Source organism: Pseudomonas migulae NBRC 103157 (assembly GCF_002091715.1).
Classification (GTDB): Bacteria; Pseudomonadota; Gammaproteobacteria; order Pseudomonadales; family Pseudomonadaceae; genus Aquipseudomonas; species Aquipseudomonas migulae_A.
Map to the genome: position 1 here is coordinate 202706 of NZ_BDAG01000003.1, position 23741 is coordinate 226446.

Sequence of the window (23741 nt, forward strand, 5' to 3'; positions counted from 1 at the left end):
GAGGCGTGGGCACAATTGCAAATTGTGTAGTGTTGGCTTTTTAGTTGCCGATGTTTAGTTGTAGGCGGGCAGGCGCTTTAATCGCCTGCCCACATGTTTATCAGCCTTTCCAGACTTGCGGGTTCACCAGGTCTTGCGGTCGTTCACCCAATAAGGCGCTGCGCAGGTTGGCCAAGGCACGATTGGCCATCGCTTCACGGGTTTCATGGGTCGCCGAGCCGATGTGCGGCAAGGTCACTGCGTTTTTCAGTTGATACAGCGGCGATTCGGCCAGCGGTTCTTTCTCGTAGACATCCAGCCCGGCGCCACGGATCTGATTGTTCTGCAGCGCTTCGATCAGTGCCGGTTCGTCCACCACCGGACCACGGGCGATGTTGATCAGAATCGCACTGGGTTTCATCAACGCCAGTTCGCGGCGGCTGATCAGGTGTTTGGTCTTTTCACTGAGCGGCACCACAAGACAGACGAAATCGGCCTCGGCCAACAGCTCATCCAGGCTGCGGAACTGCGCGCCGAGTTCTTGTTCCAGCGCGGTTTTACGGCTGTTGCCGCTGTAGATAACCGGCATGTTGAAGCCGAGCCGACCGCGACGGGCGATGGCTGCGCCGATGTTGCCCATGCCGACAATGCCCAGGGTTTTGCCATAGACGTCGGTGCCGAACAGCGGCGCGCCGACGGTCGCCTGCCATTGACCGGCCTTGGTCCAGGCATCGAGTTCGGCAACGCGACGGGCGCTGCTCATCAGCAGGGCGAAGGCCAGGTCGGCAGTGCTTTCGGTGAGGACATCCGGCGTGTTGGTCAGCATGATCCCGCGTTCGTTGAAATAGGCGACGTCGTAGTTGTCGTAGCCAACCGACACGCTGGACACCACTTCCAGTTTGCTCGCGTTCTCCAGTTGCGCCCGGCCGAGCTTGCGACCCACGCCGATCAGGCCATGGGCGTGGGGCAGGGCTTCGTTGAATTGAGCGTTGATGTCGCCGTTTTTCGGGTTGGGCACGATGACGTCGAAGTCCTGCTTGAGGCGTTCGATCATTTCAGGCGTGATGCGGCTGAAGGCGAGGACGGTCTTTTTCATGGGAGGAGGGCTCGTCGGGCGTGGAGAATGCCAAGCACGCTAACATTCTTCCCCGCTTTTATGCGAGTGCCCGGATGGTTCGGATGCACGCGTTTCTCTGTAGGAGCCGGCTTGCTGGCGATCCAGGCAACTCGGTCCGTCTGGCGCACCGCGTCGCCTGGATCGCCAGCAAGCCGGCTCCTACGGATTGGGTGTTATGAAGCTGTTTTACCAGGCCTGGTCGCTGATTTTTCTGCGACGCCCAAAGCCTACCCATCTCGCGTCCCACACGATAATCGACAGAACGTGTCGGAAACATCCTGGGACACCACACCCTTTGTGGGAGCGGGCTTGCTCGCGAAGGCGTCGTGTCAGCCAACATCTGAGCTGAATGACACGCCGCTTTCGCGAGCAAGCCCGCTCCCACAAGGAGGATCAATTCGCCAATCGCGCCCCTGCCAGACTCCCGCTCAACTCATACGCCGCCAGTTCCGCCTGATGCGCCGCCAGAATATCCGGCAACGAGCCGCGCAAATACTCGACCCAGGTCTTGATCTTCGCATCCAGGTACTGCCGCGAGGGGTAGATCGCATACAGGTTCAGTTCCTGCGACCGGTAGTTCGGCATCACCCGCACCAGCGAGCCATTACGCAACCCTTCAATCGCCGCATACACCGGCAACACGCCGACACCCATGCCGCTGGTGATCGCGGTCTTCATCGCGTCCGCCGAGTTCACCAGGAACGGCGAGCTTTGAATGGTGACCATTTCCTGGCCCTCGGGCCCGTCGAAGGTCCACTTCTCCAGTGGAATCACCGGGCTCACCAGGCGCAGGCACGCATGGTTCAGCAAATCGCTGGGTTTCTGTGCGCAACCGTTGGCTTTCACATAGGCCGGTGAAGCGCAGACGATGCTGTAGGTGATCCCCAGACGCTGGGACACAAAACCCGAATCCGGCAGTTCGCTGGCGAGGACGATCGACACGTCGTAGCCCTCGTCGAGCAGGTCCGGCACACGGTTGGCCATGGTCAGGTCGAAGGTCACATCCGGGTGAGTCTTGCGATAGCGGGCGATAGCGTCGATCACGAAGTGCTGACCGATGCCGGTCATGGTGTGCACCTTGAGCTGCCCGGCGGGGCGCGCGTGGGCGTCACTGGCCTCGGCCTCGGCTTCTTCGACATAGGCCAGGATCTGCTCGCAGCGCAACAGGTAGCGCTTGCCGGCCTCGGTCAGGGCGATGCGGCGGGTGGTGCGGTTGAGCAGGCGGGTTTGCAGGTGGGCTTCCAGGTTGGAGACCGCGCGCGAGACGTTGGCCGTGGTGGTGTCGAGTTGCACGGCGGCGGCGGTGAAGCTGCCGGCCTCGGCCACGTAACTGAAGGCGCGCATGTTTTGCAAAGTGTCCATGGGGTGCTCTCGGGTGCGATGGCAAATTGTGACACAACGTTTCAATGTCTGAGACCCCGACCAAGGGATTATCGCGTTAACGGTAACAAAGATTCACAGGAATACCGGCTTATCGCCAATCAACCCCACCTCTAAAATTGCGCCGACTGTAGGAGCCGGCTTGCTGGCGATGGCATCACCACGGTCTGTCAGCCAGACCGCGGCGATACCATCGCCAGCAAGCCGGTTCCTACAACCTCCTCTCTTTCAGGAAATCGCAGCAGTGCCGCGTCGCATCAGCAGAGCGCTTCAGACGCTCAGTGTTTTGGCTTTAACCCTGGCAATCAGCGGCTGCATCGGAACCGGAGGTATTGCCCCGCAGGGCAAGGCACTGGAGGCCAATTCCCTGGCCACTGACGAAGCCATCCAGAGCGCCGCGCAGGACGCTCACTGGCCCACGGCACAATGGTGGCAAGCTTACAGCGACCCCCAATTGAACCGCTGGATCGACCTTGCGCTGCAAGGCAGCCCGACCATGGCCATGGCCGCCGCGCGGGTGCGTCAGGCCAGATCCATGGCGGGCATCGCCGAGTCGGCCGAGTCGCTGCAGATCAATGGCCAATCCACCCTGAAGCGCCACAACTGGCCCACCGATCAGTTCTACGGGCCGGGCGAACTGGCCAACACGACGACCTGGGACAACAACGCTGCGCTGGGCTTCAGCTATGCCCTCGACCTTTGGGGGCGCGAAAGCAATGCCACCGAGCGCGCCGTCGACATGGCGCACATGAGCGTCGCCGAAGCGCGCCTGGCCCAGCTCGAGTTGCAGAACAACATCGTGCGCGCCTACATCGAACTGTCGCTGCATTACGCGCAACGGGACATCGTCGCTGCGACCCTGAAACAGCAACAGCAAATTCTCGACCTCGCACAGAAGCGTCTGAACGGTGGCATCGGCACGCACTTCGAAGTCAGCCAGGCCGAAACGCCGCTGCCGGAAACTCACCGCCAGCTCGATGCCCTCGATGAAGAAATAGCCCTCAGCCGCAACCAGCTCGCTGCCCTGGCAGGCAAGGGGCCGGGCGATGGCGCGCAGTTGCAGCGACCGACGCTGGCGTTGGGCACGGCGTTGAAATTGCCGTCGTCGCTGCCCGCGCAATTGCTCGGCCAACGTCCGGACGTGGTCGCCAGTCGCTGGCAAGTCGCGGCGCAGGCGCGGGGCATTGATGTCGCTCACGCCGGTTTCTACCCCAACGTCGATCTGGTCGGCAGCCTCGGCTACATGGCCACCGGCGGTGGAGCGCTGGAATTCTTGACCGGAAAGAAACTGAATTACAGCGTCGGTCCGGCGATCTCGCTACCGATTTTCGACGGCGGCCGTTTGCGTGCCGAGCTGGGTGAAGCATCGGCCGGTTATGACATCGCGGTGGCGAAGTACAACCAGACGCTGGTCAATGCGCTGAAGAACATCTCCGACCAGTTGATCCGCCGCGAGTCCATGGACAAGCAGCAAACCTTCGCTGCCGAGTCCGTGGCCACCGCACAGAAGACTTACGACATCGCGATGATTGCCTATCAACGCGGGCTCACCGATTACCTCAACGTGCTCAATGCCCAGACGCTGTTGTTTAAGCAGCAGCAGGTTCAGCAGCAGGTTCAGGCCGCGCGGCTGAGTGCGCACGCCGAATTGGTGACCGCGCTCGGCGGTGGACTCGGTACGGGCAACGATGTGCCGAAAGACAACCAGACCGCTGCACCGAAAACCCCGGCCATGCTGAAGATATTGAATTGAACAATGACCCTGTGAGAGCGGGCTTGCTCGCGAAAGCGGTGGGTCAATCAATCTCGATGTCGCTTGATACACCGTCTTCGCGAGCAAGCCCGCTCCCACAGAGGCCGAGTTCTGGCCGCACCATTTTTCACCGATGAGCAGGATTCCATGACTCCCTTGCCCGCACCTCTGCGCTGGCTGTATTCCCTCGAATGGCGCCGGGGTTTCTTTGAATGGGCACGCAGCGACGGCGTGACCTGGGTCTACATTTTCAAAGTATTGTTCGCCGCATTCCTTACCCTGTGGCTGGCGATGCGCCTGGAATTGCCGCAGCCGCGCACGGCGATGATCACGGTGTTCATCGTCATGCAGCCGCAAAGCGGACAGGTGTTCGCCAAGAGCTTCTACCGTTTTCTCGGCACCTTGACCGGGTCGGCCGTGATGGTCGCGCTGATTGCCTTGTTCGCGCAAAACACCGAACTGTTTCTCGGTTCGCTGGCGATCTGGGTCGGCATCTGTTCGGCGGGTGCCGCGCGTTATCGCAACTTCCGTGCGTATGGTTTTGTACTGGCCGGTTATACGGCGGCGATGGTCGGGCTACCCGCGTTGGCGCATCCGGAAGGCGCCTTCATGGCGGCGGTGTGGCGGGTGCTGGAAATCTCCCTGGGGATTCTCTGCGCCACGGTGGTCAGCGCCGCGATTCTGCCGCAAACCGCCAGTGCGGCCATGCGCAACGCCTTGTATCAGCGCTTCGGCGTGTTCGCGTTGTTCGTCACCGATGGTTTGCGCGGTCGCAGCAAACAGGACACGTTCGAAGCGAGCAATGTGCGCTTCATCGCCGAGGCGGTCGGCCTGGAAGGGCTGCGCAGCGTCACCGTGTTCGAAGACCCGCACATGCGTCGGCGCAACGGTCGGCTCAGTCGCCTGAACAGCGAATTCATGGGCATCACCACACGCTTCAACGCCTTGCACCAATTGCTTGAGCGCTTGCGCAGCAGCGATGCCGATCACGTGGTCGCGGCAATCAAACCGGGGTTGCAGGACCTCGCCGAAGTGCTCGACGGCTTCAGCGGCCGTGCCCTGACCAGCCCCGACGCAGCACGTCTGACGACCGCGTTGACGACCTACAAGCACAACTTGCCGGCGCGAGTTCGCAGTCTGCGGGCGGTCTTTCAGGAGACCAGCCCGAGCGACGCCGAGCTGCTGGATTTTCACACCGCGTACGAGCTGCTCTACCGCTTCGTCGATGACCTGCACAGTTATGCACAGACCCACGCGTCCCTGGCCGATCACCGCCATGAACGAGAGCAATGGGACGAGCCGTTCACCCCGCAAACCAACTGGATGGCATCCGCCGCTTCGGGGATTCGCGCGGCATTCATATTGGTCGTGCTCGGCAGCTATTGGGTCGCAACGGCGTGGCCGAGCGGGGCGACCATGACCCTGATTGCAGCGGCGACTGTCGGGTTGTCCGCCGCGACGCCCAATCCAAAACGCATGGCATTTCAGATGGCCTGCGGCACGTTCCTCGGCGCCCTGATCGGCTTCGTCGAGATGTTTTTCATCTTCCCGTGGATCGACGGTTTTCCACTGCTGTGCGTGATGCTTGCGCCAGTGATCGTGCTCGGTTCCTTCCTGACTTCGCGCCCGCAATACGCCGGTGTCGGCCTCGGCTTGCTGATTTTCTTCAGCACCGGTTCGGTGCCGGACAACCTCACCGTGTACAACCCTTACACCTTCATCAACGACTACATCGCCATGGTGCTCGGCATGCTGGTGTGTGCGGCGGCGGGGGCGATCATCCTGCCACCCAACAGTCGCTGGCTGTGGCGTCGGCTGGAGCAGGATTTGCGCGGGCAAGTGGTCTACGCGATCAGCGGCAAACTCAAAGGACTGGCCTCCAGTTTCGAAAGCCGTACGCGTGACCTGCTGCATCAGGCCTATGGTCTCGCGGCCGGCCAGCCGCAGGTGCAACGGGACTTGCTGCGCTGGATGTTCGTGGTGCTGGAAGTCGGTCACGCGATCATCGAGCTGCGCAAGGAACAGGCGATTCTGCCGGTGCACCCGGCGTATGCCGAATCGCAGCCGTGGCGCCAGGCAATCCGGGTGATGGGCCGCTCGCTGGTGCGGCTGTTTCTGCAACCGAGCCAGAGCAATCTGGAACGCGGACTGATTGCGGTCGATCACGCGATCAGCCGTGTGCAAGCCACCGACGAACCCTTCGCACCGCACTTCGATACCTCGGCGTTGCGTCGGGTCAAGAGCTACCTGCACTTCATCCGCACCTCGTTGCTCGACCCGCAATCACCGCTCGCCGCTTACGTGAACACCTCGCCTCAAGGACTTGAACATGCCTCGTGAAATCGCCTTCCACGGCGTGTACATGCCGACCATGACGCTGATGTTTTTCATCGCCGCAGCACTGGCCTGGGCGCTGGATCGGTTCCTGTCCGGGTTCGATCTGTACCGCTTCTTCTGGCACCCGGCGCTGCTGCGCCTGAGCCTGTTTACCTGTCTGTTCGGCGCCCTGGCGCTGACGGTCTACCACTGACTCTCTATCACTGAAGAAGGCTCTGATGAAAAAGCTTTTCAGCCTGCTCGCCACCCTGCTGGTGCTGGCCCTCGCGCTATGGATCGGCCGGACCCTGTGGGTGCATTACATGAACACGCCTTGGACCCGCGATGGCCGTGTGCGTGCCGACATCATCAACGTCGCCGCCGACGTCACCGGTGAAGTGGTGGACGTGCCGGTGCGCGACAACCAACAGGTGAAGAAGGGCGATTTGCTGATGCGCATCGACCCCGAGCACTACCGCATCGCGGTCAAACAGGCGCAGGCAATGGTGGCTTCACGCAAGGCGACGTGGGAGATGCGCAAGGTCAACGCCCATCGCCGCGCCGACATGGATGCCTTGGTGATCTCCAAGGAAAACCGTGACGACGCCAGCAATATTGCCGACTCGGCCCTCGCCGATTACCAGCATGCGCAAGCGCAACTGGAAGCGGCCGAACTCAACCTCAAACGCACCGAAGTGCGGGCGGCGGTGGACGGTTATGTGACCAACCTCAACGTCCATCGTGGCGACTACGCACGCATCGGCGAAGCGAAAATGGCCGTGGTCGATATGAACTCGTTCTGGGTCTACGGCTTCTTCGAAGAAACCAAGCTGCCCCGCGTGCGCGTCGGAGACAAGGCCGACATGCAACTGATGAGCGGCGAAGTGCTCAAGGGGCACGTGGAAAGCATCTCGCGGGGCATCTATGACCGTGACAATCCGGAAAGTCGTGAGCTGATCGCCGATGTGAACCCGACCTTCAACTGGGTGCGCCTGGCACAGCGCGTGCCGGTGCGGATTCACATTGATGAAGTGCCGGAGGGCGTGCTGTTGGCGGCGGGGATCACGTGCACGGTGGTGGTGAAGCAGGATAGTGGGGTGTAACCGTTGGACCGAGGCGTCTGTATCGCCAGCAAGCCGGCGCCTACAAATATGCGTCGTGCACGATTCTTGGGTTCGACGCATGGCCTGTAGGAGCCGGCTTGCTGGCGATGGGGCCGACTCGGCCTGACAGCTCACGCCTTGCAGAAAGTCTCATGCAAATGCCGCCAAAGAATTTTGCCTTCCACCTTCTCGAACACCACAGTCGAGCGACGATCGGAGTGCAGGCCGGTCGCATCCGTCTGCTGCTCGCGGTAACTCACAGTGGCGCCACCATCATGTAGTGCGAGGCCACACAATTCGCTCAGCTCGATCCGGAACCCGAGTTTCTTGCCACCCGCCAACGTGAACAGCTCGTTCAACGCCGCAAAATCCAGCACCCGGCCCAACGGCGAGACCATTGAAAACTGCGGCGAAAAGCGCGTCAGCAGACGTTCGAGTTCGGACGCGTCCCTTTCTTCGGCCAGCCATTGTTCGATGGCGACGTGCGCCTGGATGACTTCGTCGAAGTATTCGGTGTAGTCGGTCATGTTTTATTCCTGACATTTTGTAGCGCCTGGATGGGCCGCTTCGCGAGCAAGCCCGCTCCCACATTTGGAATGCATTTCAAATGTGGGAGCGGGCTTGCTCGCGAAGCGGGCGACTCGGTCTCAGAGCTGCCCACGCAACCCGAACCGCTTCATTAACCCCGACTCCAGCAACCCTTTGGGCAACAGCCCCGCCATCAACGGCAACGCCCGGCTGCCATTGCCCAAGCGAACCAGCCGTGGTGGCTTGCTCTGCTGCACGGCCTTGAGCAAACCGGCGGCAAATTCACTGGCCGGCGTCGGATTGTCCTGAGACGCCTTGGCTCGCGCCCGAATGCCTTCTCGCAGTGGAAACCACGGCGACTGCTCGCTGATCAATTGCTCAGCCTCAGCCCCGGCATTCTTGGCAAAACTGGAGGCGATGGCGCCCGGCTGCACCTCCATCACCCGCACGCCAAACGGCGCCAGTTCCATGCGCAACGCATCGCTCAAGGCGTGCACGGCGGCTTTCGACGCGCAGTAGGCACCGGCGAACGGCGTGACCAACACGCCGGACACACTGCCGATATTCACCACGATCCCTTTGGCCCGGCGCAACACCGGAAACAGCGCGCGCGTCACGCCGACGATGGCAAACACATTGGTTTCGAACTGCCGTTGCATGGCCGGTACGCCACCGTCCAGTAGCGGGCCCATCGCCCCATAACCGGCGTTGTTGATCAGTACATCGAGGCCACCATGCCGTTGATTGATCTGTTCGCTCAACTGTTCGAGTGCCGCGCCATCGTTGACGTCCAGTTGCACGGCGGTAAAACCGGCTGCCGCCAGGACCGCCACGTCTTCAGCCTTGCGGGCGCTGGCCCAGACTTCGTAGCCGGCCGTTTTGAACGTGTCGGCCAGGGCGCGGCCAATGCCGCTGGAACAACCGGTAATCAACGCAACGGGCATGGCACGGTCCTTGTGCAGAAGAGAGAAAAGGGCTCAGTCGGAGAAACTACCCTGCAAACGCTCGGCGCGAAACTCCAGGGTTTGCGGGCGATAGCCGGGACGCAGTGGCGGCATGGGCAAACAGTCTTCCCAATTTGCCCCGGCCTGCAATTCGCCGGGGCCGCGATAACGCGGCGCGGTGTATTGGTTGTCGGCGAGGTTGACCGTATCACCCGGTGCGTAGGCGGCGATGCGCCAACGCAGCTCGGTCAGCGGCACATCGTTGCCATTGTTCATCTTCAATAGCAACGGGCGATCCGCTGGACACTGCTCCGGCGCGTAAGTGATGCGCAACTCAAGACGTGCCAATTGCTTGACTTCGCGGTTGTCCATCCAGATCACCCAAGTGGCTACCACGCCCAATCCAATGGCGGCCGCTACCGAGACGGGCAAGGCCTTGGCCGGGTAACGCAGCAACAGGATCAGCCAGGTGATGACCAACAGGACGCCGATAAACATGTCGCACAACCTCGCAGGAGAGAGGCTCATCCTACCTAAGGGCGGGTGTGCTTGGCGATGGGCGTGGTGAGGGCGACCGTTTGTCGAGCCTGTAATTTGTGACAGTAGCCATGCATGAGGTTTCAGCATTAGCTGGTGCAAATCGACATGAAGACAACTGATGCAGCCTCACTTGGCTTTCATACACCGCAACACCCCAAAAGTAGCGGTCGTTGAGCCGCGGGGGTTGGCTGTGCGCTCGGTGGATTATTACCGTGCCGTGGAGGAGGAAGGCGTCGATGCGCGGGTCAATCGCACGGTTCATGACCCTGCGGGGCGGGCGATTGCGCAGTGGGATCCGCGGTTGTTCCTGAATGCCTCGGCGCCGGCCAATCTGGTGACGATTCATGGCCTCTCGGGCACTGCCTTGTGCACCCTCAGTGTCGATGCCGGGCTGCATGTGAGTCTGTTCGGTGAAGCGGGTCAACCGGTTCACAGCTGGGATGGTCGGGGTTCGCAGCACTGGATGCACTACGATAATCAGCTGCGATTGACGGCGCTGTTCGAGCAAGCAGCGGACGGCGAAGCGGTTTGCGCGGAACGTTTGAATTACGCGGCCAACGATCAGGCGTTCGTTGATCACAACCAATGCGGTCAACTGATCCGGCATGACGATCCGGCAGGTACACAACTGTTCGAGGCGTTTGGATTGATGGGCGGGCTGCTTGAGCAGACTCGGCATTTTCTGCGCGCACTGGAGTCCCCCGACTGGCCTGAATCTGCAGCTGAATGCAATGAATGGCTGGAGCCGGGCCCCGGCGCAACCACCCATTCACGTTTGAATGCGCTGGGCGAGTCTGTTGAACAGACCGACGCCCAAGGCAACCGTCAGTTCTTTAACCACACCGTCGCCGGTCAGTTGCGCGAGGTTCGACTGCAGCTGCGGAATGACACAACGCAGAAAACACTGGTCAGCGCCATCCAGTACAACGCCCATGGCCAGACCGAGCGGGAAGTGGCGGGCAACGGCGTGATCACCATGGTCGAGTACGCCCCGGCAGATGGTTGTCTGATCCGTCTGCACGCCAAACGCGGCAGTCACGTGCTGCAAGATTCCTCTTATGAATACGACCCGGCGGGCAATGTGCTGCGCATCGAAGACGCTGCCGTACCCGTTCGTTACTTCGCCAATCAGCGCATCGAACCGGTCAACCGATACGACTACGACTCCCTTGATCAGTTGATCCGCGCGACGGGCTGGGAGGTCGGCGGCACAAATAAAGGCCCACAGTTTTCTGTCTTCGACGATCCCGCGCCACGGGGCAATTACTGTCAGACCTATCGCTACGATCGTGGCGGCAACCTGTTGGAACTCAGCCACAAAGGGCCGCAAAACCATGGACACCGCTTGGTCGCCGCGCCGTTCAGCAACCGCTGTCTGCCGGTGATCGAGGGCGTGGAGCCGGGTGAGGAGGATTTTCGCGCGGGCTTCGACAGCAACGGCAACCTGCTGAAACTGCAGCCAGGACAAACGTTGTTCTGGAACTTGCTCAATCAGTTGAGCGAAGTGCGGCCGGTAGGGCGTGATTCTGCGGCCTCCGACAGTGAACGTTACCTCTACGGTGCCGACGGCATGCGCGTGCGCAAAGTCCGTTCGATGCAAACCAATGCCCGAACGGTCATTGCTGAAGTGCGTTATTTGCCAAACCTGGAACTGCGTACCCACAACGGCACGGGCGAGGTGCTCCATGTAATCACCGTTCAGGCCGGGCGCAGCAGTGTGCGGGTGTTGCATTGGGAAATGGTGCCGCCGAATGACAGCGCCAATGATCAGTACCGGTTCTGTCTGAATGATCATTTGGGGTCTTGCACCCTGGAGCTCGACAGTGACGGAGAAGTGATCAGCCAGGAGCGATATCACCCGTTTGGGACTACGGCTTGGTTTGCCGGGAGGGGGGAGGTTGAGGCGAGTCGTAAAACGGTGAGGTATTCGGGGAAAGAGCGGGATGCGACAGGGCTTTATTATTATGGGTTCAGGTATTACGTGGCGTGGTTGCAGCGGTGGTTGAATCCGGACCCGGCGGGGGACATTGATGGGTTTAATCTTTACTCCATGGTAATGGGCAATCCGATTAAATATTTGGATCGTTGTGGTTTATCAGGCGGAGAAGCAGACAATCCTGCCGAGAATGCGAGTCGCTATGGTCTTAGTAGTAGAAAATGGCAGGAGGTGACTACCCAACTCATCTCTAGGCTTTTTCCTGAAACTCGACCTGCCGCTTTGATCCATCCAATGCTTGGAAGCAAACGCGAAACTTGGGCAGCGCAGGAAATCTTGTCCGACCCATCACGCACATTTGATGGCTCTCTTAAATTTAGAGGCATAAAATATTTTTCTGAAGAAGAACGCCAACTTTATCTTGTGTCCGTGAAAAGGGGGTTGCTTCATACAGCAGAAAATAAACTTTTAACTTCTTCTGCTGGAGCAGTTGTTAGAGGAAAGCCAATCACCCGGGAGATCCCAAGCACTACCTCGGCAGCTAACTGGAAAAGTACGCAAATGGCTTATGTGCTTAGTTGGAATCCCAATGCTCCAAATGAAAAACAACTATTTATATTTCCTTATAAGTTTAGGGAAGTTCATCACTCCAGCGGATTGGGCGGAGGCAGAGTTCTTGATGCCGGAATGATGACCATTTATAAGGGTAAGATTGCGTATATTGAGAGTAAAAGTGGTCACTATAAGCCTAATATGGAGCAAAAGATTCATACTCTAAATTTGCTTAAGACGTTTGGGGTGGATCTGTCGAGTACGTTTATTTCCAATTTTATTCCAATTAGACGTGCGGTTCCTGGTGATCCTAGTTCTCCACTGGTTCCAGACTTTGGGCGTGCAGATATATATAGGGCAGAAGATTTTTATAAAAAGCTTGGGGAGGGTGATATATCAAAAGCTCCTGCTTATGACCCGGATGATCCGAAGCGCTTACAGTACCAGACACAAGTATATTGGCCGGGTATTTAGTGTGTTGCAAATAGTGGACGTCATCGTCTTTGGTTTTCTTAAAGTGAATAGGCTGTGCGCTATTTAAACTGGAGAAACAGATAATGCACCGTCATACGCCAAAGCTTGTGGTTTTTGAACCTCGCAGATTGGCCGTGCGCTCGGTGGATTATTACCGTGGAGAGGAGGAGGCGGATGCAGAGTCTCGGGTCAATCACACGGTCCATGACCCGGCAGGACGGGCGATTGCGCAGTGGGATCCGCGGTTGTTCCTGAATGCCTCGGCGCCGGCCAATCTGGTGACGATTCATGGCCTCTCGGGCACGGAGTTGTGCACCCTCAGTGTCGATGCCGGGCTGCATGTGAGTCTGTTCGGTGAAGCGGGTCAACCGGTTCACAGCTGGGATGGACGGGGTTCGCAGCACTGGATGCACTACGACAATCAGCTGCGATTGACGGCGCTGTTCGAGCAAGCAGCGGACGGCGAAGCGGTTTGCGCGGAACGTTTGACTTACGCGGCCAACGATCAGGCGTTCGTTGATCACAACCAATGCGGCCGATTGATCTGTCACGAGGACCCGGCCGGAGCTGTGCTGTTCAACGACTACGGATTGACCGGCGCGGTACTCGAGCAGGAGCGGCGTTTTGCCAAGGAGCCGTCTCCCGGTTTCATCACGCACTCACGATTCAATCCGTTGAACGATCTGCTGTCCCGAACCGATGCCCAAGGCAACGAACAACGTTTCAGCCAGACCGTGGGCGGCCAGTTGCGCGCCGTGGATTTGCGCTTGAACAACACGCTGGAATGGCTGCCGATGGTCAGCGCCATCGCCTGCAACGCCCACGGCCAGGTTGAAAGGGAAGTCGCCGGCAATGGCGTGATCACCACCCTCGAATACACCGCAGAGGACGGGCGCTTGCAACGACTGGTCTCCCGGCTCGGTCAGAACGAGCCGTTGCAGGATCTGCGTTACACCTACGACCCGGTCGGCAATGTGCTGAGCATCGAAGACGCCGCGCTGCCGATCCGCTACTTCGCCAATCAGCGCATCGAACCAGTCAGCCATTATTGGTACGACACGCTCTATCGGCTGATCGAAGCGACGGGCTGGGAGGCCGGATCGGTCAACCACGGTCCGTCGTCGGCGCTGACGGCGGATCCCGCCACCCCCGGCAACTACCGCCAAACCTACCGTTACGACGCCGGCAACAACCTGCTTGAACTGACCCACGTTGGCCCGCAAAACCACGGCCATCGTCTGGTCGCCGAAGCCCACAGCAACCGCTGCCTGCCGGTGCGCGATGGCCTCGAGCCGGGCGAAGATGATTTCCGCAACGGTTTCGATGCCAACGGCAACCTGCTGAGCCTGCAACCCGGACAAACGCTGAGCTGGGATCTGCGCAATCAACTGCGCGAAGTCCGGCCGGTCAAGCGCGACGCTGGTCCTGACGATTGCGAATGCTACGACTACGGCGCTGACGGCATGCGCGTGCGCAAAGTCCGCTCGCTGCAAACCAATGCGCAAACGGTGGTCATTGAAACCCGTTACTTGCCCGGTGTGGAAATCCGTACCCACAGTGGCACCGGCGAAGTGCTGCACGTCATCGACGTGGCGACCGGACGCGGCAGCGTGCGGGTGTTGCACTGGGAGGTGGGAAAGCCGAATGAGATCACCAACAACCAGCAGCGTTACAGCCTGACGGATCATTTGGGCTCGAGCACGCTGGAGCTGGATCAGGACGCCAGCCTCATCACTCAGGAACGGTATTACCCGTTTGGCGGTACGGCCTGGTCAAACGGTATGGCGGTGCAGGTCAGCTACAAAACGGTGCGGTACTCGGGCAAGGAGCAGGATGCGACGGGGTTTTATTACTATGGGTTCAGGTATTACGTGTCTTGGTTGCAGCGGTGGTTGAATCCGGATCCGAAAGGATATGCTGATGGTATTAACCTATTTGCTTTTGTCAGTGATAATCCACTGAGATATAAGGATCTTAAAGGAGCTTTTGGCATTGATTTGAATGCTCTGACTACAGAACAAAAAAACGCTGCCGGTCTTGATGGAGAGAGAGTGGCAGTTGCGGATACATTGTATTCTTTTGATATTGTGAGTGAGCCGGTTTTTGGTGTTCAAGAGGTGAGAGGTAAAACTTATAAAGACCTAAAGCGTGTGGATTCTTCAAATGCGATTACACGTAAGTTTTTGCCTCAGCCTGCTAATCAGATAGATGGTCTGTGGGGATCTCCCTTGGAACCTGACGAAATGACAGCGGTAGTTAACAAGAATCGCCAGTTGGACGTAGAATCACAGGTGAAGGCTGCTATAACCGCGGGGATTGGTCGTTGCGGTGAATATGCATGGGTAAGTTTTTATCTGTTGGCCAGTGCCAAAACAGAGCTGCCGGTTTTTCGAGTTAAAGCTGCAAATAACGTAGATCATGGTTTTGTTGTGCTAGGAGATCCACGTGTTCTCCCCTTTGATAAGATTGTGGTTGCTGATGCCTGGCCAATCTTTCCCAGGGCTCATACTCTGGACGTCGGTATTTTTGAAGTTGGTAGCATCATTGCGAGTGCTACCGCAGACGCCGATCCTAAATATCAAATGGATGATGCAAAATTAATAGAACGCAGTCAGGTTGAATTCCCGATTGTGGGAACCCCTCAGCGCTATGAATCAATAGCTGGTCGGTCTGTCTATACGCAGCTGTTTTCAGTTCAAGATGATTTTCAAGGGATTGATTACAAGAGAGAAGGTCACCGTCGAGGGCATTTTAATGCCCTTCCCACGCGCTATGTATTTGAACGCGTAGCTCTGCTTCGAGACTACAACAGTTTTCGCTCCGCGCGGGGCGGTGGCGGGCATATATGAATTCCAACCAATGATCTCAAGTGGAATCTTGCCCGGGTTGCGCAAACGGTGAACCGAAGCGATCGGAATGTACCCGGCAGGTTTTCACGCCAACGGTCGAGACTGTCACTTCTGTCAGTAGCCAATTGTGGATTTCAAGCGTTAGCTGATCGTCATCCTTCAAGATGAATTCTCATGGATATCCATGCAACGGCACTGCATAGCGATACCCCGAACCTGATCGCAATTGAGTCGCGCGGTCTGGTGTCTCGTTCGGTGGATTATGACCGTGCTGACGCCGGTGATACTGCGCAGCCCCGGGTTAACCGCATAGCCTACGACCCAGCCGGGAGGGCGATTGCCCAATGGGATCCACGCCTGTTTCTGAACGCTTCAGCCCCCGCCAATCTGAGCACTATCCACAGCCTGAGCGGCGCTGTGTTGAGCACGATCAGCGTTGATGCCGGGCTGCATGTGAGTCTGTTCGGCGAGGCGGGTCAGCCGATTCACAGCTGGGATGGTCGGGGTTCGCAACGCTGGATGCTCTACGACGATCAACTGCGATTGACCGCGCTGTTCGAGCGAGCTGTTCAGGGCGAAGCGCTTTGCGCGGAACGTTTGACTTACGCGGCCAACGATCAGGCCTTCGTTGATCACAACCAATGCGGCCGATTGATCTGTCACGAGGACCCGGCCGGGGCTGTGCTGTTCAATGACTACGGATTGACCGGTGCGATACTCGAGCAGGAGCGGCGTTTTGCCAAGGAGCCGCCACCCGGTTTCGTCACACACTCCCGGTTCAATCCGCAGGGCGATCTGCTTTCCCGGACCGATGCCCAAGGCAACGAACAATGCTTCCGCCAGACCGTGGGTGGTCAGTTGAGCGCCGTGGACTTGCGCTTGAACAACACGCTGGAATGGCTGCCGATGGTCAGCGCCATCACCTGCAACGCCCACGGCCAGGTTGAAAGGGAAGTCGCCGGCAATGGCGTGATCACCATCCTCAAATACACCGCAGAGGACGGGCGCTTGCAACGACTGGTCTCCCGGCTCGGTCAGAACGAGCCGTTGCAGGATCTGCGTTATGCCTACGACCCGGTCGGCAATGTGCTGAGCATCGAAGACGCCGCGCTGCCGATCCGCTACTTCGCCAATCAGCGCATCGAACCAGTCAGCCATTATTGGTACGACACGCTCTATCGGCTGATCGAAGCGACGGGCTGGGAGGCCGGATCGGTCAACCACGGTCCGTCGTCGGCGATGACGGCGGATCCCGCCATGCCCGGCAACTATCGACAAACCTACCGTTACGACGCCGGCAACAACCTGCTCGAACTCACTCATTTCGGCCCGCAAAATCACGGCCATCGCCTGGTCGCCGAAGCCCACAGCAACCGCTGCCTGCCGGTGCGCGATGGTATCGAGCCGGGCGAAGACGATTTCCGCAACGGCTTCGATGCCAACGGCAACCTGCTGAGCCTGCAACCGGGACAAACGCTGAGTTGGGATCTGCGCAATCAACTGCGCGAAGTCCGGCCGGTCAAGCGCGACGTTGGTCATGACGATTGCGAATGCTACGACTATGGCGCTGACGGCATGCGCGTGCGCAAAGTCCGCTCGCTGCAAACCAATGCGCAAACGGTGGTCATTGAAACCCGTTACTTGCCCGGTGTGGAAATCCGTACCCACAGCGGCACCGGCGAAGTGCTGCACGTCATCGACGTGACGACCGGACGCGGCAGCGTGCGGGTGTTGCACTGGGAGGCGGAAAAGCCGAATGAGATCACCAACAACCAGCAGCGTTACAGCCTGACGGATCATCTGGGCTCGAGCACGCTGGAGCTGGATCAGGACGCCAGCCTCATCACTCCGGAACGGTATTACCCGTTTGGCGGTACGGCCTGGTCAAACGGTATGGCGGTGCAGATCAGTTACAAAACGGTGCGGTACTCGGGCAAGGAGCAGGATGCGACGGGGCTTTATTACTATGGGTTAAGGTATTACATATCGTGGGTACAGCGATGGTTGAATCCGGATCCCTTGGGTGCAATTGATGGATTGAATGTTTACGCGATGACTCTGAATAATCCGGTCAGTTTTGTTGACCGCTCTGGTACGGACAGTGAAGTTCCGAGGCAAATCAACTGGATATGGTTAGGTGCGCCGTTACCTTTAGATGCGGCAATGAACATTAACCATAACTTGGCTATGGCCGCTGGTTACAGTGCCACGCTATGGGTCGATACCCAGGCAGGGTCCAAGCATGCGGTTGCACTTGAGCATGTTGATCAGCGGGTTCGCATTGCTAATGTCTCTGATCTTTTTCAAGGACAAAGTCAAAAATTGCATGAGGCGTTTGAACGGGAGCGCTCTGGGCCGCTCAAAAATTATGCAGCGGCTAGTGATATAGCTCGGCTATTGGTGAAAGGCGTTTATCTCGATGTAGATGTCAGGTTGAAAAAGAGTTTGCCGACGTCCTTGAATGCCCCAGCAGGGCTTTTGCTGCATACAGATGAAAATGGCAATTTTAGCAATGCAATTTTGGCGGCCGGCAAGGACTCTCACGTTCTTGCACGAGCGCGGTCCAAGATTGCCGATGAGTACTCGAAACCAGCGTCGGTTACATGGATGAAAAAACGCGCCTATCCAGGACCAGCCGAGGTAGCTCTTCAGAAGGAAACCAAGGCGGCTTATTTACAGGGTATGAGAAGCGAAATGTTGGCAATGGCCCCAGCAATCAAAGCCGCTTCAACTTCAGAGCGCTCTTTTTTACTGACACTGCTCAATGAACGACGCGCCGATTACGAAGACGCAAAAGGTGCGTCGCCGGAGGTTTTTTCTCGCTCTAGCCGTGTTGACGAAACGGTAAGGATCACTGGCCCTGGGGTGGTTTTTTACTCCTTGGACAATCCAGATCCCGACACCTTTGGATCGGGGCAATTTGAGCCTGTAGATGGAAGTGGTAATTCCATTTTTAGTCGGCCCTCAGAATTGAGAAGGGCATCTTTTTAAATAATCGGCATATAAAAAAGCCCCCACCCAACCCACTGCGGATAGGGAACGCAGTGACCTGGATGGGGGCTTCTTTTTACCGATGACTTACTGCGCGATGGTCTTCACCGAAACCCCACGCTCGATCGGCGTAGACCGACCATAGATATCTTCAAACCGCTCGATATCGTCCTCACCCAGATAGCTGCCCGATTGCACTTCGATGATCTCGAGTGGAATCTTGCCCGGGTTGCGCAAACGGTGAACCGATGCGATCGGAATGTAGGTCGACTGGTTCTCGCACAGCAGGAACACATTCTCGTCGCAGGTCACTTCAGCGGTGCCGCTGACCACGATCCAGTGTTCGGCGCGGTGGTGGTGCATTTGCAGGGACAGGCACGCGCCCGGTTTGACCGAGATGTGCTTGACCTGGAAGCGCCCGCCCATGTCCACCGAGTCGTAGGAGCCCCACGGACGATAGACTTCGCAGTGGTTCTGGGTTTCGCTGCGGCCCTGTTCGTTGAGGGTGTTGACCATCTGTTTCACGCCTTGGACCGAGTCCTTGTGCGCGATCATCATGGCGTCCTTGGTTTCGACGACCACGATGTTTTCCAGGCCGATCACCGACACCAATTTGCCGTTGCCGTGGATCATGCAGTTTTTGCTGTCCTGAATGACCACGTCGCCTTTGGTGACGTTACCGTTGACGTCTTTTTCGTTCACTTCCCACAGCGACGCCCAGCAACCGACATCGCTCCAGCCTGCAGTGAGTGGTACGACGCAGGCGCGCTGGGTTTTTTCCATGACCGAGTAATCGATGGAGTTGTCCGGGCAGCAGGCGAAGGTGGCTTCGTCGATGGTGACGGTGTCGGCGTCCTGTACGCTGCGCTCAAGGGTCAGCAGGCAGGTGTCGTAGATGTCCGGATCGTGTTTTTTCAGCTCTTCGAGGAAGCGGCTGGCGCGGAACAGGAACATGCCGCTGTTCCAGAAGTAACCGCCGGACTGGACGAACTCGGTGGCGCGTTTCACGTCCGGTTTTTCGACGAAGTGCGAGACACGGCTGACGCCTTCCGGCAGCAGCGAGTCATTGGTCGACTTGATGTAGCCGTAGCCGGTTTCCGGTTTGGTGGCCGGAACGCCGAACAGCACCATTTCGCCGTTTTCGGCGGCAACGGTGGCCAGGGCCAGAGCGCGTTGCAGCGCTTTCTGGTCTTCCAGTACGTGGTCGGCCGGCAGCACCAGCATCAACTCGTCACGACCTTCATTGACCAGCATCATCGCGGTGAGGGCCACGGCCGGCGCGGTGTTGCGGCCGAACGGTTCCATCAGGATGCGCTGGGTTTCCAGCTTGCGGTTGGCCAATTGCTCGTTGACGATGAAACGATGGTCCTTGTTGCAGACCACGATCGGGGTGTCCATGCCTTCGAACACCAGGCGTTCCAGGGTTTGCTGGAACAGCGTGTGCTCGCCGGTCAGGGCCAGGAATTGTTTAGGGAACTGCTTACGGGAAAGCGGCCAAAGACGTGAGCCACTACCACCTGACAAGATCACCGGAATCATGTTGTTACTCCTCGAAAATCGTATGGGTCAGAGCTACTGCGTTCTGTCGTTTCACTCTTGTTCTTATTCCGTACCGAATTGCCTTCGTCCTCTGTAGAAGCCGGCTTGCTGGCGATGGGGCCTGAGACCGCCATCGCCAGCGAGCCGGCTCCTACAGGGACCGCGTTTTTTCAGCGGTCCCGCGGGAGAGCCTTCAGCAATCCGGAAAATTGTTTAGCGCGTCGAAACCGGGCGTTTTACCCAGACTGGCGACAGGCTGCTGCCGTTGCCGGTGACGTACAGCACCGCCGCTTCACCGCGTTCCAGGGCAACCGGCTTCACGTCGCCCACTTTCGTGGCGCCATCGTATAGGGCCAGGCTGACTTTGACCGGGTTGATTTCACGCTCGCCGCGACCCTTGGCGGCCACGGATGGCACCACTTCAGTCTTGCCGTCAGCGGTTTTCAGGGTCAGGGCCTTGTCGCTCAGGTTCTGTACGCGAACCAGGGATTTCTGCTTGTTCTTGAACGGCGGCTCTTCGATCAGTTGCGGCGCGCCGCTGGCGTTGTTGACCAGGGTGTAATAGTGATCGCCGGCCAGTTTCACCGGCAGGGTCTGGCTGCCGACCTTGGCGCTGTAGTCGCCGCCCGGCATGAAGCTGAAGTCGGTGCTGGACAGCGGCGCGACGTCGTTCAGGTTGGTGCTGCCGACGGTGGCGCTGACTTCAGCGTTGCCGGCGTTGTAGACACGTACGAAGCTCGAACCTTTCGGAGCGGTCGGGCCGTAGAGCGCGGCATCGCCAGCGAAGGCATTCATGGACAGCACGCTGAAGGTTGCGGCCAAAGCGAAAGTCTTGGCGAGACGGCGAGGAGTAGTAGTGAAAGTCATGGTGTACCTCTCTTTCAGTTTTGCGCCCGGTCGGGCGTCTCGGATTTAGTGTTTGCGGCTACGTTTTGTTGGCGGGCGCCGGCTTCTTTGAGCTCTGCGACCCACTGTGGGTCGGCGTCGCCGATTTCGTTGTTCACAGGCAGATAACGTTCAGGAAACTCCCAGATCAGCACCTGTGGCGGGCTGTTCTTGAAAGCATCGCTTTTCAGGTAGCTGAGCATCGGCAGAATCGGGCCGTGGCCGTCTTCGGCGTAATTGACCACGTCGCTGTTCAGCGCCTGTTTCAGCGCACCGACGAAGTTCCAGTTCGGGTTGGCGCTGTAGCTGGTGCCGATCAGGGCCACTGGCACTTCGGTGTTGGCGAACAACGCGTCATCACCGCCAGCCTGATCGTCGGCAACCACGGTGTTGCGTTTCTGCAACGGCTCGGTCGCCGGCATCAGGTTTTCGAACAGCGGATCGAGCGGCAGGAACAAGCGCAGGTCACCCTTGTGGGTCACTTTCTCTGCCGGCTCGGTGACGAAGCGCTGAGGCTCGCCGCTGAGCGGGGCTTTTTCGGCAATGGTCTTGGCCAGGGTCTCGGCGGCGATTTGCGCGCCTTCCGGGGTCCAGTGAGTGTCGGTGCGCAGGAACACTTGCTGACCGTCGAGCTTGGCCTTCAGCAGCGGGCCGTACAGGTCGGGCGCGAGGATCTTGTTGGCCGCCACTCGGGCGTGGAAGTCCTCATAGAGGTTGGCGTGAATGCTCGAAGGCTTCGCGTCACCCAAGTGTTCCGGGTACAGGCGAGTCTTGGCCGGCACGATCGCCATCACCAGTTTCACACCCTTGGCTTTCAGTTCCTGGCGCACGCCTTCGACCAGCGCGTAGTTGCCTTGCAGGTTCAGTTCTTCGTTGACGATCGGGTTGAATTCTTCATCGCTGTACAACCATTGATCGCGACCGAGCACGACACCCGGACGACCTTCGTTGAACAGTTTGAAATCCAGCGCGGCCCAGAGGTTGGTGCCCAGGCGCTTGATCGGGAACTCGTCGTCGTAGTGCGTCTCGACGGCTTTGGCCCAGCGGCCATTGAGCACCGTCGCATCGGCGTTGGTGCTGAAGCCGAAGAAGCTGCGCGTCGACCACAGGCCCAGCACCAGCAGGGTCACCATGAACAGGGCGATGTAGAAGATACGTAATGAGCGGGTCATGGTCAGATCCCTCAGAACTGGAAGTAAAGGAACGGCGAGAAGCTTTGCGCCGAGAGTTTGAAAATCGAGGCGATGAACAGCACCAGTACCAGCGTGCGCATCACGTAGCGCGACCAGTCCGCCGTCCAGTACGCCGGTTGCACGGTGGCTTCAACGCCGACGGTGTAACCCGGTTCGTGGATGCTGGCCGGGTTGTCGCCCGGTACGGCTTTGATCATTCCAGGGGTAGCGGCGGCCGGGCCATCGGCCTCGACGTTCACAACCGGTTTGGTCTTCTCTGGCGGCAAGTTGCTGTAGAAGTCACGGATCCCGAAGAACGCCAGGGTCATGTAAGCCACCACCAGCGTTGCCACTTGCAGGCCGGTGAGGCTGGCCTGGTTGAGTTCCGACAGCGACCATTCGCCGAAGCTGAACATCGCGCCGTACATACGGCCGGCAACGTGCAGGTTTTCCGAACGGAAGATCACCCAGCCCATGACCACGAGTAGGAACGTCAGTGCCCAGCGGATCGGGTTGATGCTGCGCGGCGAAGTGTTCAGGCCCAGCGCTTTTTCAATCGCCAGCCACATGCCGTGCCAGGCGCCCCACACGATGTAGGTGATGTTCGCGCCGTGCCACAGACCACCGAGCAGCATGGTCAGGAACAGGTTGCGATAGGTCATCAGCGTGCCTTTGCGGTTACCGCCCAGCGTGATGTACAGGTAGTCACGCAGCCAGGTGGACAGGCTGATGTGCCAGCGACGCCAGAACTCGGTGATCGACTGACTGATGTACGGCTGTTTGAAGTTTTCCATGAAGCGGAAACCCATCATCAGGCCCAGGCCGATGGCCATGTCGCTGTAACCGGAGAAGTCGAAGTACAACTGCGCGGTGTAGGCGAGGGCGCCGAGCCAGGCGTCGCCCGTGGTCGGGTTCTGCAGGGCGAAGCAATGGTCGGCCACCACCGCGAGGGTGTCGGCGATGAAGACTTTCTTGATGAAACCCTGCATGAACCGCGTGGCACCTTCGGAGAATTTGTCGAGGGTGTGGGTGCGGTTGTTGAACTGGTCGGCGAGGTCGCGGAAACGCAACACCGGACCGGCAATCAGGTGCGGGAAGATCGCCACGAACGCCGCAAAGTCGATCAGGTTGCGGGTCGCCGGCGTATCACCGCGGTAGACGTCGATGATGTAGCTGATGGACTCGAAGATGTAGAACGAGATCCCGATCGGCAACAGCACGTGGGTCAGGATGAACGGCGACAGACCGACCGAGGTCATCATCGCGTTGATGCTGTCGACGCCGAAGTTGGCGTACTTGAAGTAGCCGAGAATGCACAGGTCGACGGCCACGCCGAGCAGCAGCCAGCGCTGGGCAGGTTTGGTCCGAACGCCAGCGGCGCCGACTTTGAGGCCGATCCAGTAGTTCCACAGCGTGACGGCGGCGAACAGTGCGAGGAAGTCCACGCGCCACCAGGCATAGAACACATAGCTGGCGATCAGCAGCAGCAGGTTGCGATAGCGTATTCCGCTCAAGTAGTACATGCCGAGAAAGATCGGCAGGAACAAGAACAGGAACACGTTGGATGAAAATACCATCCCGGTCTCTCCATGTTTAACCAACAGTCAAGGGCCGTAGCCCCCCCAACCCCCCCCACTAAAAACCGGGGGAGATGCATTACATTCAAACCACCGCGATCCCTTG

Annotated in this window: 16 protein-coding genes and 1 pseudogene; 7 read left to right on the forward strand and 10 right to left on the reverse strand. The window is 58.7% G+C overall.

Annotated features, from left to right (window positions below; genetic code table 11):
- Positions 1–100 precede the first annotated feature (100 nt).
- Positions 101–1075, reverse strand: a complete 975-nt coding sequence (locus PMI01S_RS04490) for a 2-hydroxyacid dehydrogenase (RefSeq protein WP_084318172.1) — start codon at positions 1073–1075, stop codon at positions 101–103.
- Between the two features lie 414 nt (positions 1076–1489).
- A complete protein-coding gene (locus PMI01S_RS04500) occupies positions 1490–2458 on the reverse strand; it encodes a LysR family transcriptional regulator (protein WP_084318173.1) in 969 nt (322 codons plus the stop codon).
- A gap of 262 nt (positions 2459–2720) precedes the next feature.
- Here PMI01S_RS04500 and PMI01S_RS04505 point away from each other — a divergent pair, with 262 nt between their 5' ends.
- From PMI01S_RS04505 to PMI01S_RS04520, 4 genes are all read left to right on the forward strand, one after another.
- On the forward strand, positions 2721–4229 hold the full coding sequence (locus PMI01S_RS04505) for an efflux transporter outer membrane subunit (protein ID WP_084318174.1): 1509 nt from the start codon (positions 2721–2723) through the stop codon (positions 4227–4229).
- Positions 4230–4376: 147 nt separating this feature from the next.
- Positions 4377–6569, forward strand: a complete 2193-nt coding sequence (locus PMI01S_RS04510; RefSeq protein WP_084318175.1) for an FUSC family protein — start codon at positions 4377–4379, stop codon at positions 6567–6569.
- Positions 6559–6759 carry a DUF1656 domain-containing protein gene (locus PMI01S_RS04515; RefSeq protein ID WP_008153498.1) on the forward strand — a complete coding sequence of 67 codons (201 nt, stop codon included), beginning with the start codon at positions 6559–6561 and terminating at the stop codon, positions 6757–6759. The genes PMI01S_RS04510 and PMI01S_RS04515 overlap by 11 nt, the downstream gene beginning before the upstream one ends.
- A 25-nt stretch (positions 6760–6784) precedes the next feature.
- On the forward strand, positions 6785–7648 hold the full coding sequence (locus PMI01S_RS04520) for an efflux RND transporter periplasmic adaptor subunit (protein ID WP_084318176.1): 864 nt from the start codon (positions 6785–6787) through the stop codon (positions 7646–7648).
- Between the two features lie 131 nt (positions 7649–7779).
- Here PMI01S_RS04520 and PMI01S_RS04525 read toward each other — a convergent pair whose 3' ends face one another.
- From PMI01S_RS04525 to PMI01S_RS04535, 3 genes are all read right to left on the reverse strand, one after another.
- A complete protein-coding gene (locus tag PMI01S_RS04525; protein WP_084318177.1) occupies positions 7780–8175 on the reverse strand; it encodes a DUF4440 domain-containing protein in 396 nt (131 codons plus the stop codon).
- A gap of 120 nt (positions 8176–8295) precedes the next feature.
- Positions 8296–9120 (reverse strand): SDR family oxidoreductase, encoded by an 825-nt coding sequence (locus PMI01S_RS04530; RefSeq protein WP_084318178.1) that lies wholly within the window; start codon positions 9118–9120, stop codon positions 8296–8298.
- 33 nt (positions 9121–9153) lie between these two features.
- Positions 9154–9618 (reverse strand): multidrug transporter, encoded by a 465-nt coding sequence (locus PMI01S_RS04535; RefSeq protein ID WP_084318179.1) that lies wholly within the window; start codon positions 9616–9618, stop codon positions 9154–9156.
- A gap of 160 nt (positions 9619–9778) precedes the next feature.
- Here PMI01S_RS04535 and PMI01S_RS04540 point away from each other — a divergent pair, with 160 nt between their 5' ends.
- Both PMI01S_RS04540 and PMI01S_RS04545 read left to right on the forward strand, forming a co-directional pair.
- Positions 9779–12622, forward strand: coding sequence for an RHS repeat-associated core domain-containing protein (locus tag PMI01S_RS04540; RefSeq protein WP_084318180.1), 2844 nt, complete (start codon positions 9779–9781; stop codon positions 12620–12622).
- An 83-nt stretch (positions 12623–12705) separates the two neighbouring features.
- The gene (locus PMI01S_RS04545) at positions 12706–15471 is read left to right on the forward strand and encodes an RHS repeat domain-containing protein (RefSeq protein ID WP_235864398.1); all 2766 of its coding nucleotides are present in this window, start codon (positions 12706–12708) and stop codon (positions 15469–15471) included.
- 9 nt (positions 15472–15480) lie between these two features.
- Here PMI01S_RS04545 and PMI01S_RS32335 read toward each other — a convergent pair.
- Positions 15481–15543, reverse strand: a pseudogene (locus PMI01S_RS32335) (hypothetical protein); the annotation flags it as partial.
- 102 nt (positions 15544–15645) lie between these two features.
- On the opposite strand from PMI01S_RS32335, the gene PMI01S_RS04550 reads away from it, so the two are divergent.
- Positions 15646–18462, forward strand: a complete 2817-nt coding sequence (locus PMI01S_RS04550) for an RHS repeat-associated core domain-containing protein (protein ID WP_084318182.1) — start codon at positions 15646–15648, stop codon at positions 18460–18462.
- Positions 18463–18549: 87 nt separating this feature from the next.
- Here the strand turns inward: PMI01S_RS04550 and PMI01S_RS04555 are convergent, their stop codons facing one another.
- From PMI01S_RS04555 to PMI01S_RS04570, 4 genes are all read right to left on the reverse strand, one after another.
- Positions 18550–20001 carry a mannose-1-phosphate guanylyltransferase/mannose-6-phosphate isomerase gene (locus PMI01S_RS04555; protein ID WP_084318183.1) on the reverse strand — a complete coding sequence of 484 codons (1452 nt, stop codon included), beginning with the start codon at positions 19999–20001 and terminating at the stop codon, positions 18550–18552.
- Between the two features lie 213 nt (positions 20002–20214).
- The gene (locus PMI01S_RS04560) at positions 20215–20868 is read right to left on the reverse strand and encodes an alginate O-acetyltransferase AlgF (protein ID WP_084318184.1); all 654 of its coding nucleotides are present in this window, start codon (positions 20866–20868) and stop codon (positions 20215–20217) included.
- Between the two features lie 14 nt (positions 20869–20882).
- Positions 20883–22058: an alginate O-acetyltransferase gene (locus PMI01S_RS04565; protein ID WP_084318185.1), complete on the reverse strand. Its 1176-nt coding sequence runs from the start codon at positions 22056–22058 to the stop codon at positions 20883–20885.
- An 11-nt stretch (positions 22059–22069) separates the two neighbouring features.
- Positions 22070–23635, reverse strand: a complete 1566-nt coding sequence (locus PMI01S_RS04570; protein ID WP_017336625.1) for an MBOAT family O-acyltransferase — start codon at positions 23633–23635, stop codon at positions 22070–22072.
- Between the last annotated feature and the right edge of the window lie 106 nt (positions 23636–23741).

Excerpts from the sequence above, each read along its gene's own strand:
- PMI01S_RS04490 (WP_084318172.1), bottom strand. The coding sequence starts at position 1,075 with ATGAAAAAGACCGTCCTCGCCTTCAGCCGCATCACGCCTGAAATGATC.
- PMI01S_RS04500 (WP_084318173.1), bottom strand. The coding sequence starts at position 2,458 with ATGGACACTTTGCAAAACATGCGCGCCTTCAGTTACGTGGCCGAGGCC.
- PMI01S_RS04510 (WP_084318175.1), top strand. The coding sequence starts at position 4,377 with ATGACTCCCTTGCCCGCACCTCTGCGCTGGCTGTATTCCCTCGAATGG.
- PMI01S_RS04515 (WP_008153498.1), top strand. The coding sequence starts at position 6,559 with ATGCCTCGTGAAATCGCCTTCCACGGCGTGTACATGCCGACCATGACG.
- PMI01S_RS04520 (WP_084318176.1), top strand. The coding sequence starts at position 6,785 with ATGAAAAAGCTTTTCAGCCTGCTCGCCACCCTGCTGGTGCTGGCCCTC.
- PMI01S_RS04525 (WP_084318177.1), bottom strand. The coding sequence starts at position 8,175 with ATGACCGACTACACCGAATACTTCGACGAAGTCATCCAGGCGCACGTC.
- PMI01S_RS04530 (WP_084318178.1), bottom strand. The coding sequence starts at position 9,120 with ATGCCCGTTGCGTTGATTACCGGTTGTTCCAGCGGCATTGGCCGCGCC.
- PMI01S_RS04535 (WP_084318179.1), bottom strand. The coding sequence starts at position 9,618 with ATGTTTATCGGCGTCCTGTTGGTCATCACCTGGCTGATCCTGTTGCTG.
- PMI01S_RS04540 (WP_084318180.1), top strand. The coding sequence starts at position 9,779 with ATGCAGCCTCACTTGGCTTTCATACACCGCAACACCCCAAAAGTAGCG.
- PMI01S_RS04545 (WP_235864398.1), top strand. The coding sequence starts at position 12,706 with ATGCACCGTCATACGCCAAAGCTTGTGGTTTTTGAACCTCGCAGATTG.
- PMI01S_RS04550 (WP_084318182.1), top strand. The coding sequence starts at position 15,646 with ATGGATATCCATGCAACGGCACTGCATAGCGATACCCCGAACCTGATC.
- PMI01S_RS04555 (WP_084318183.1), bottom strand. The coding sequence starts at position 20,001 with ATGATTCCGGTGATCTTGTCAGGTGGTAGTGGCTCACGTCTTTGGCCG.
- PMI01S_RS04560 (WP_084318184.1), bottom strand. The coding sequence starts at position 20,868 with ATGACTTTCACTACTACTCCTCGCCGTCTCGCCAAGACTTTCGCTTTG.
- PMI01S_RS04565 (WP_084318185.1), bottom strand. The coding sequence starts at position 22,058 with ATGACCCGCTCATTACGTATCTTCTACATCGCCCTGTTCATGGTGACC.
- PMI01S_RS04570 (WP_017336625.1), bottom strand. The coding sequence starts at position 23,635 with ATGGTATTTTCATCCAACGTGTTCCTGTTCTTGTTCCTGCCGATCTTT.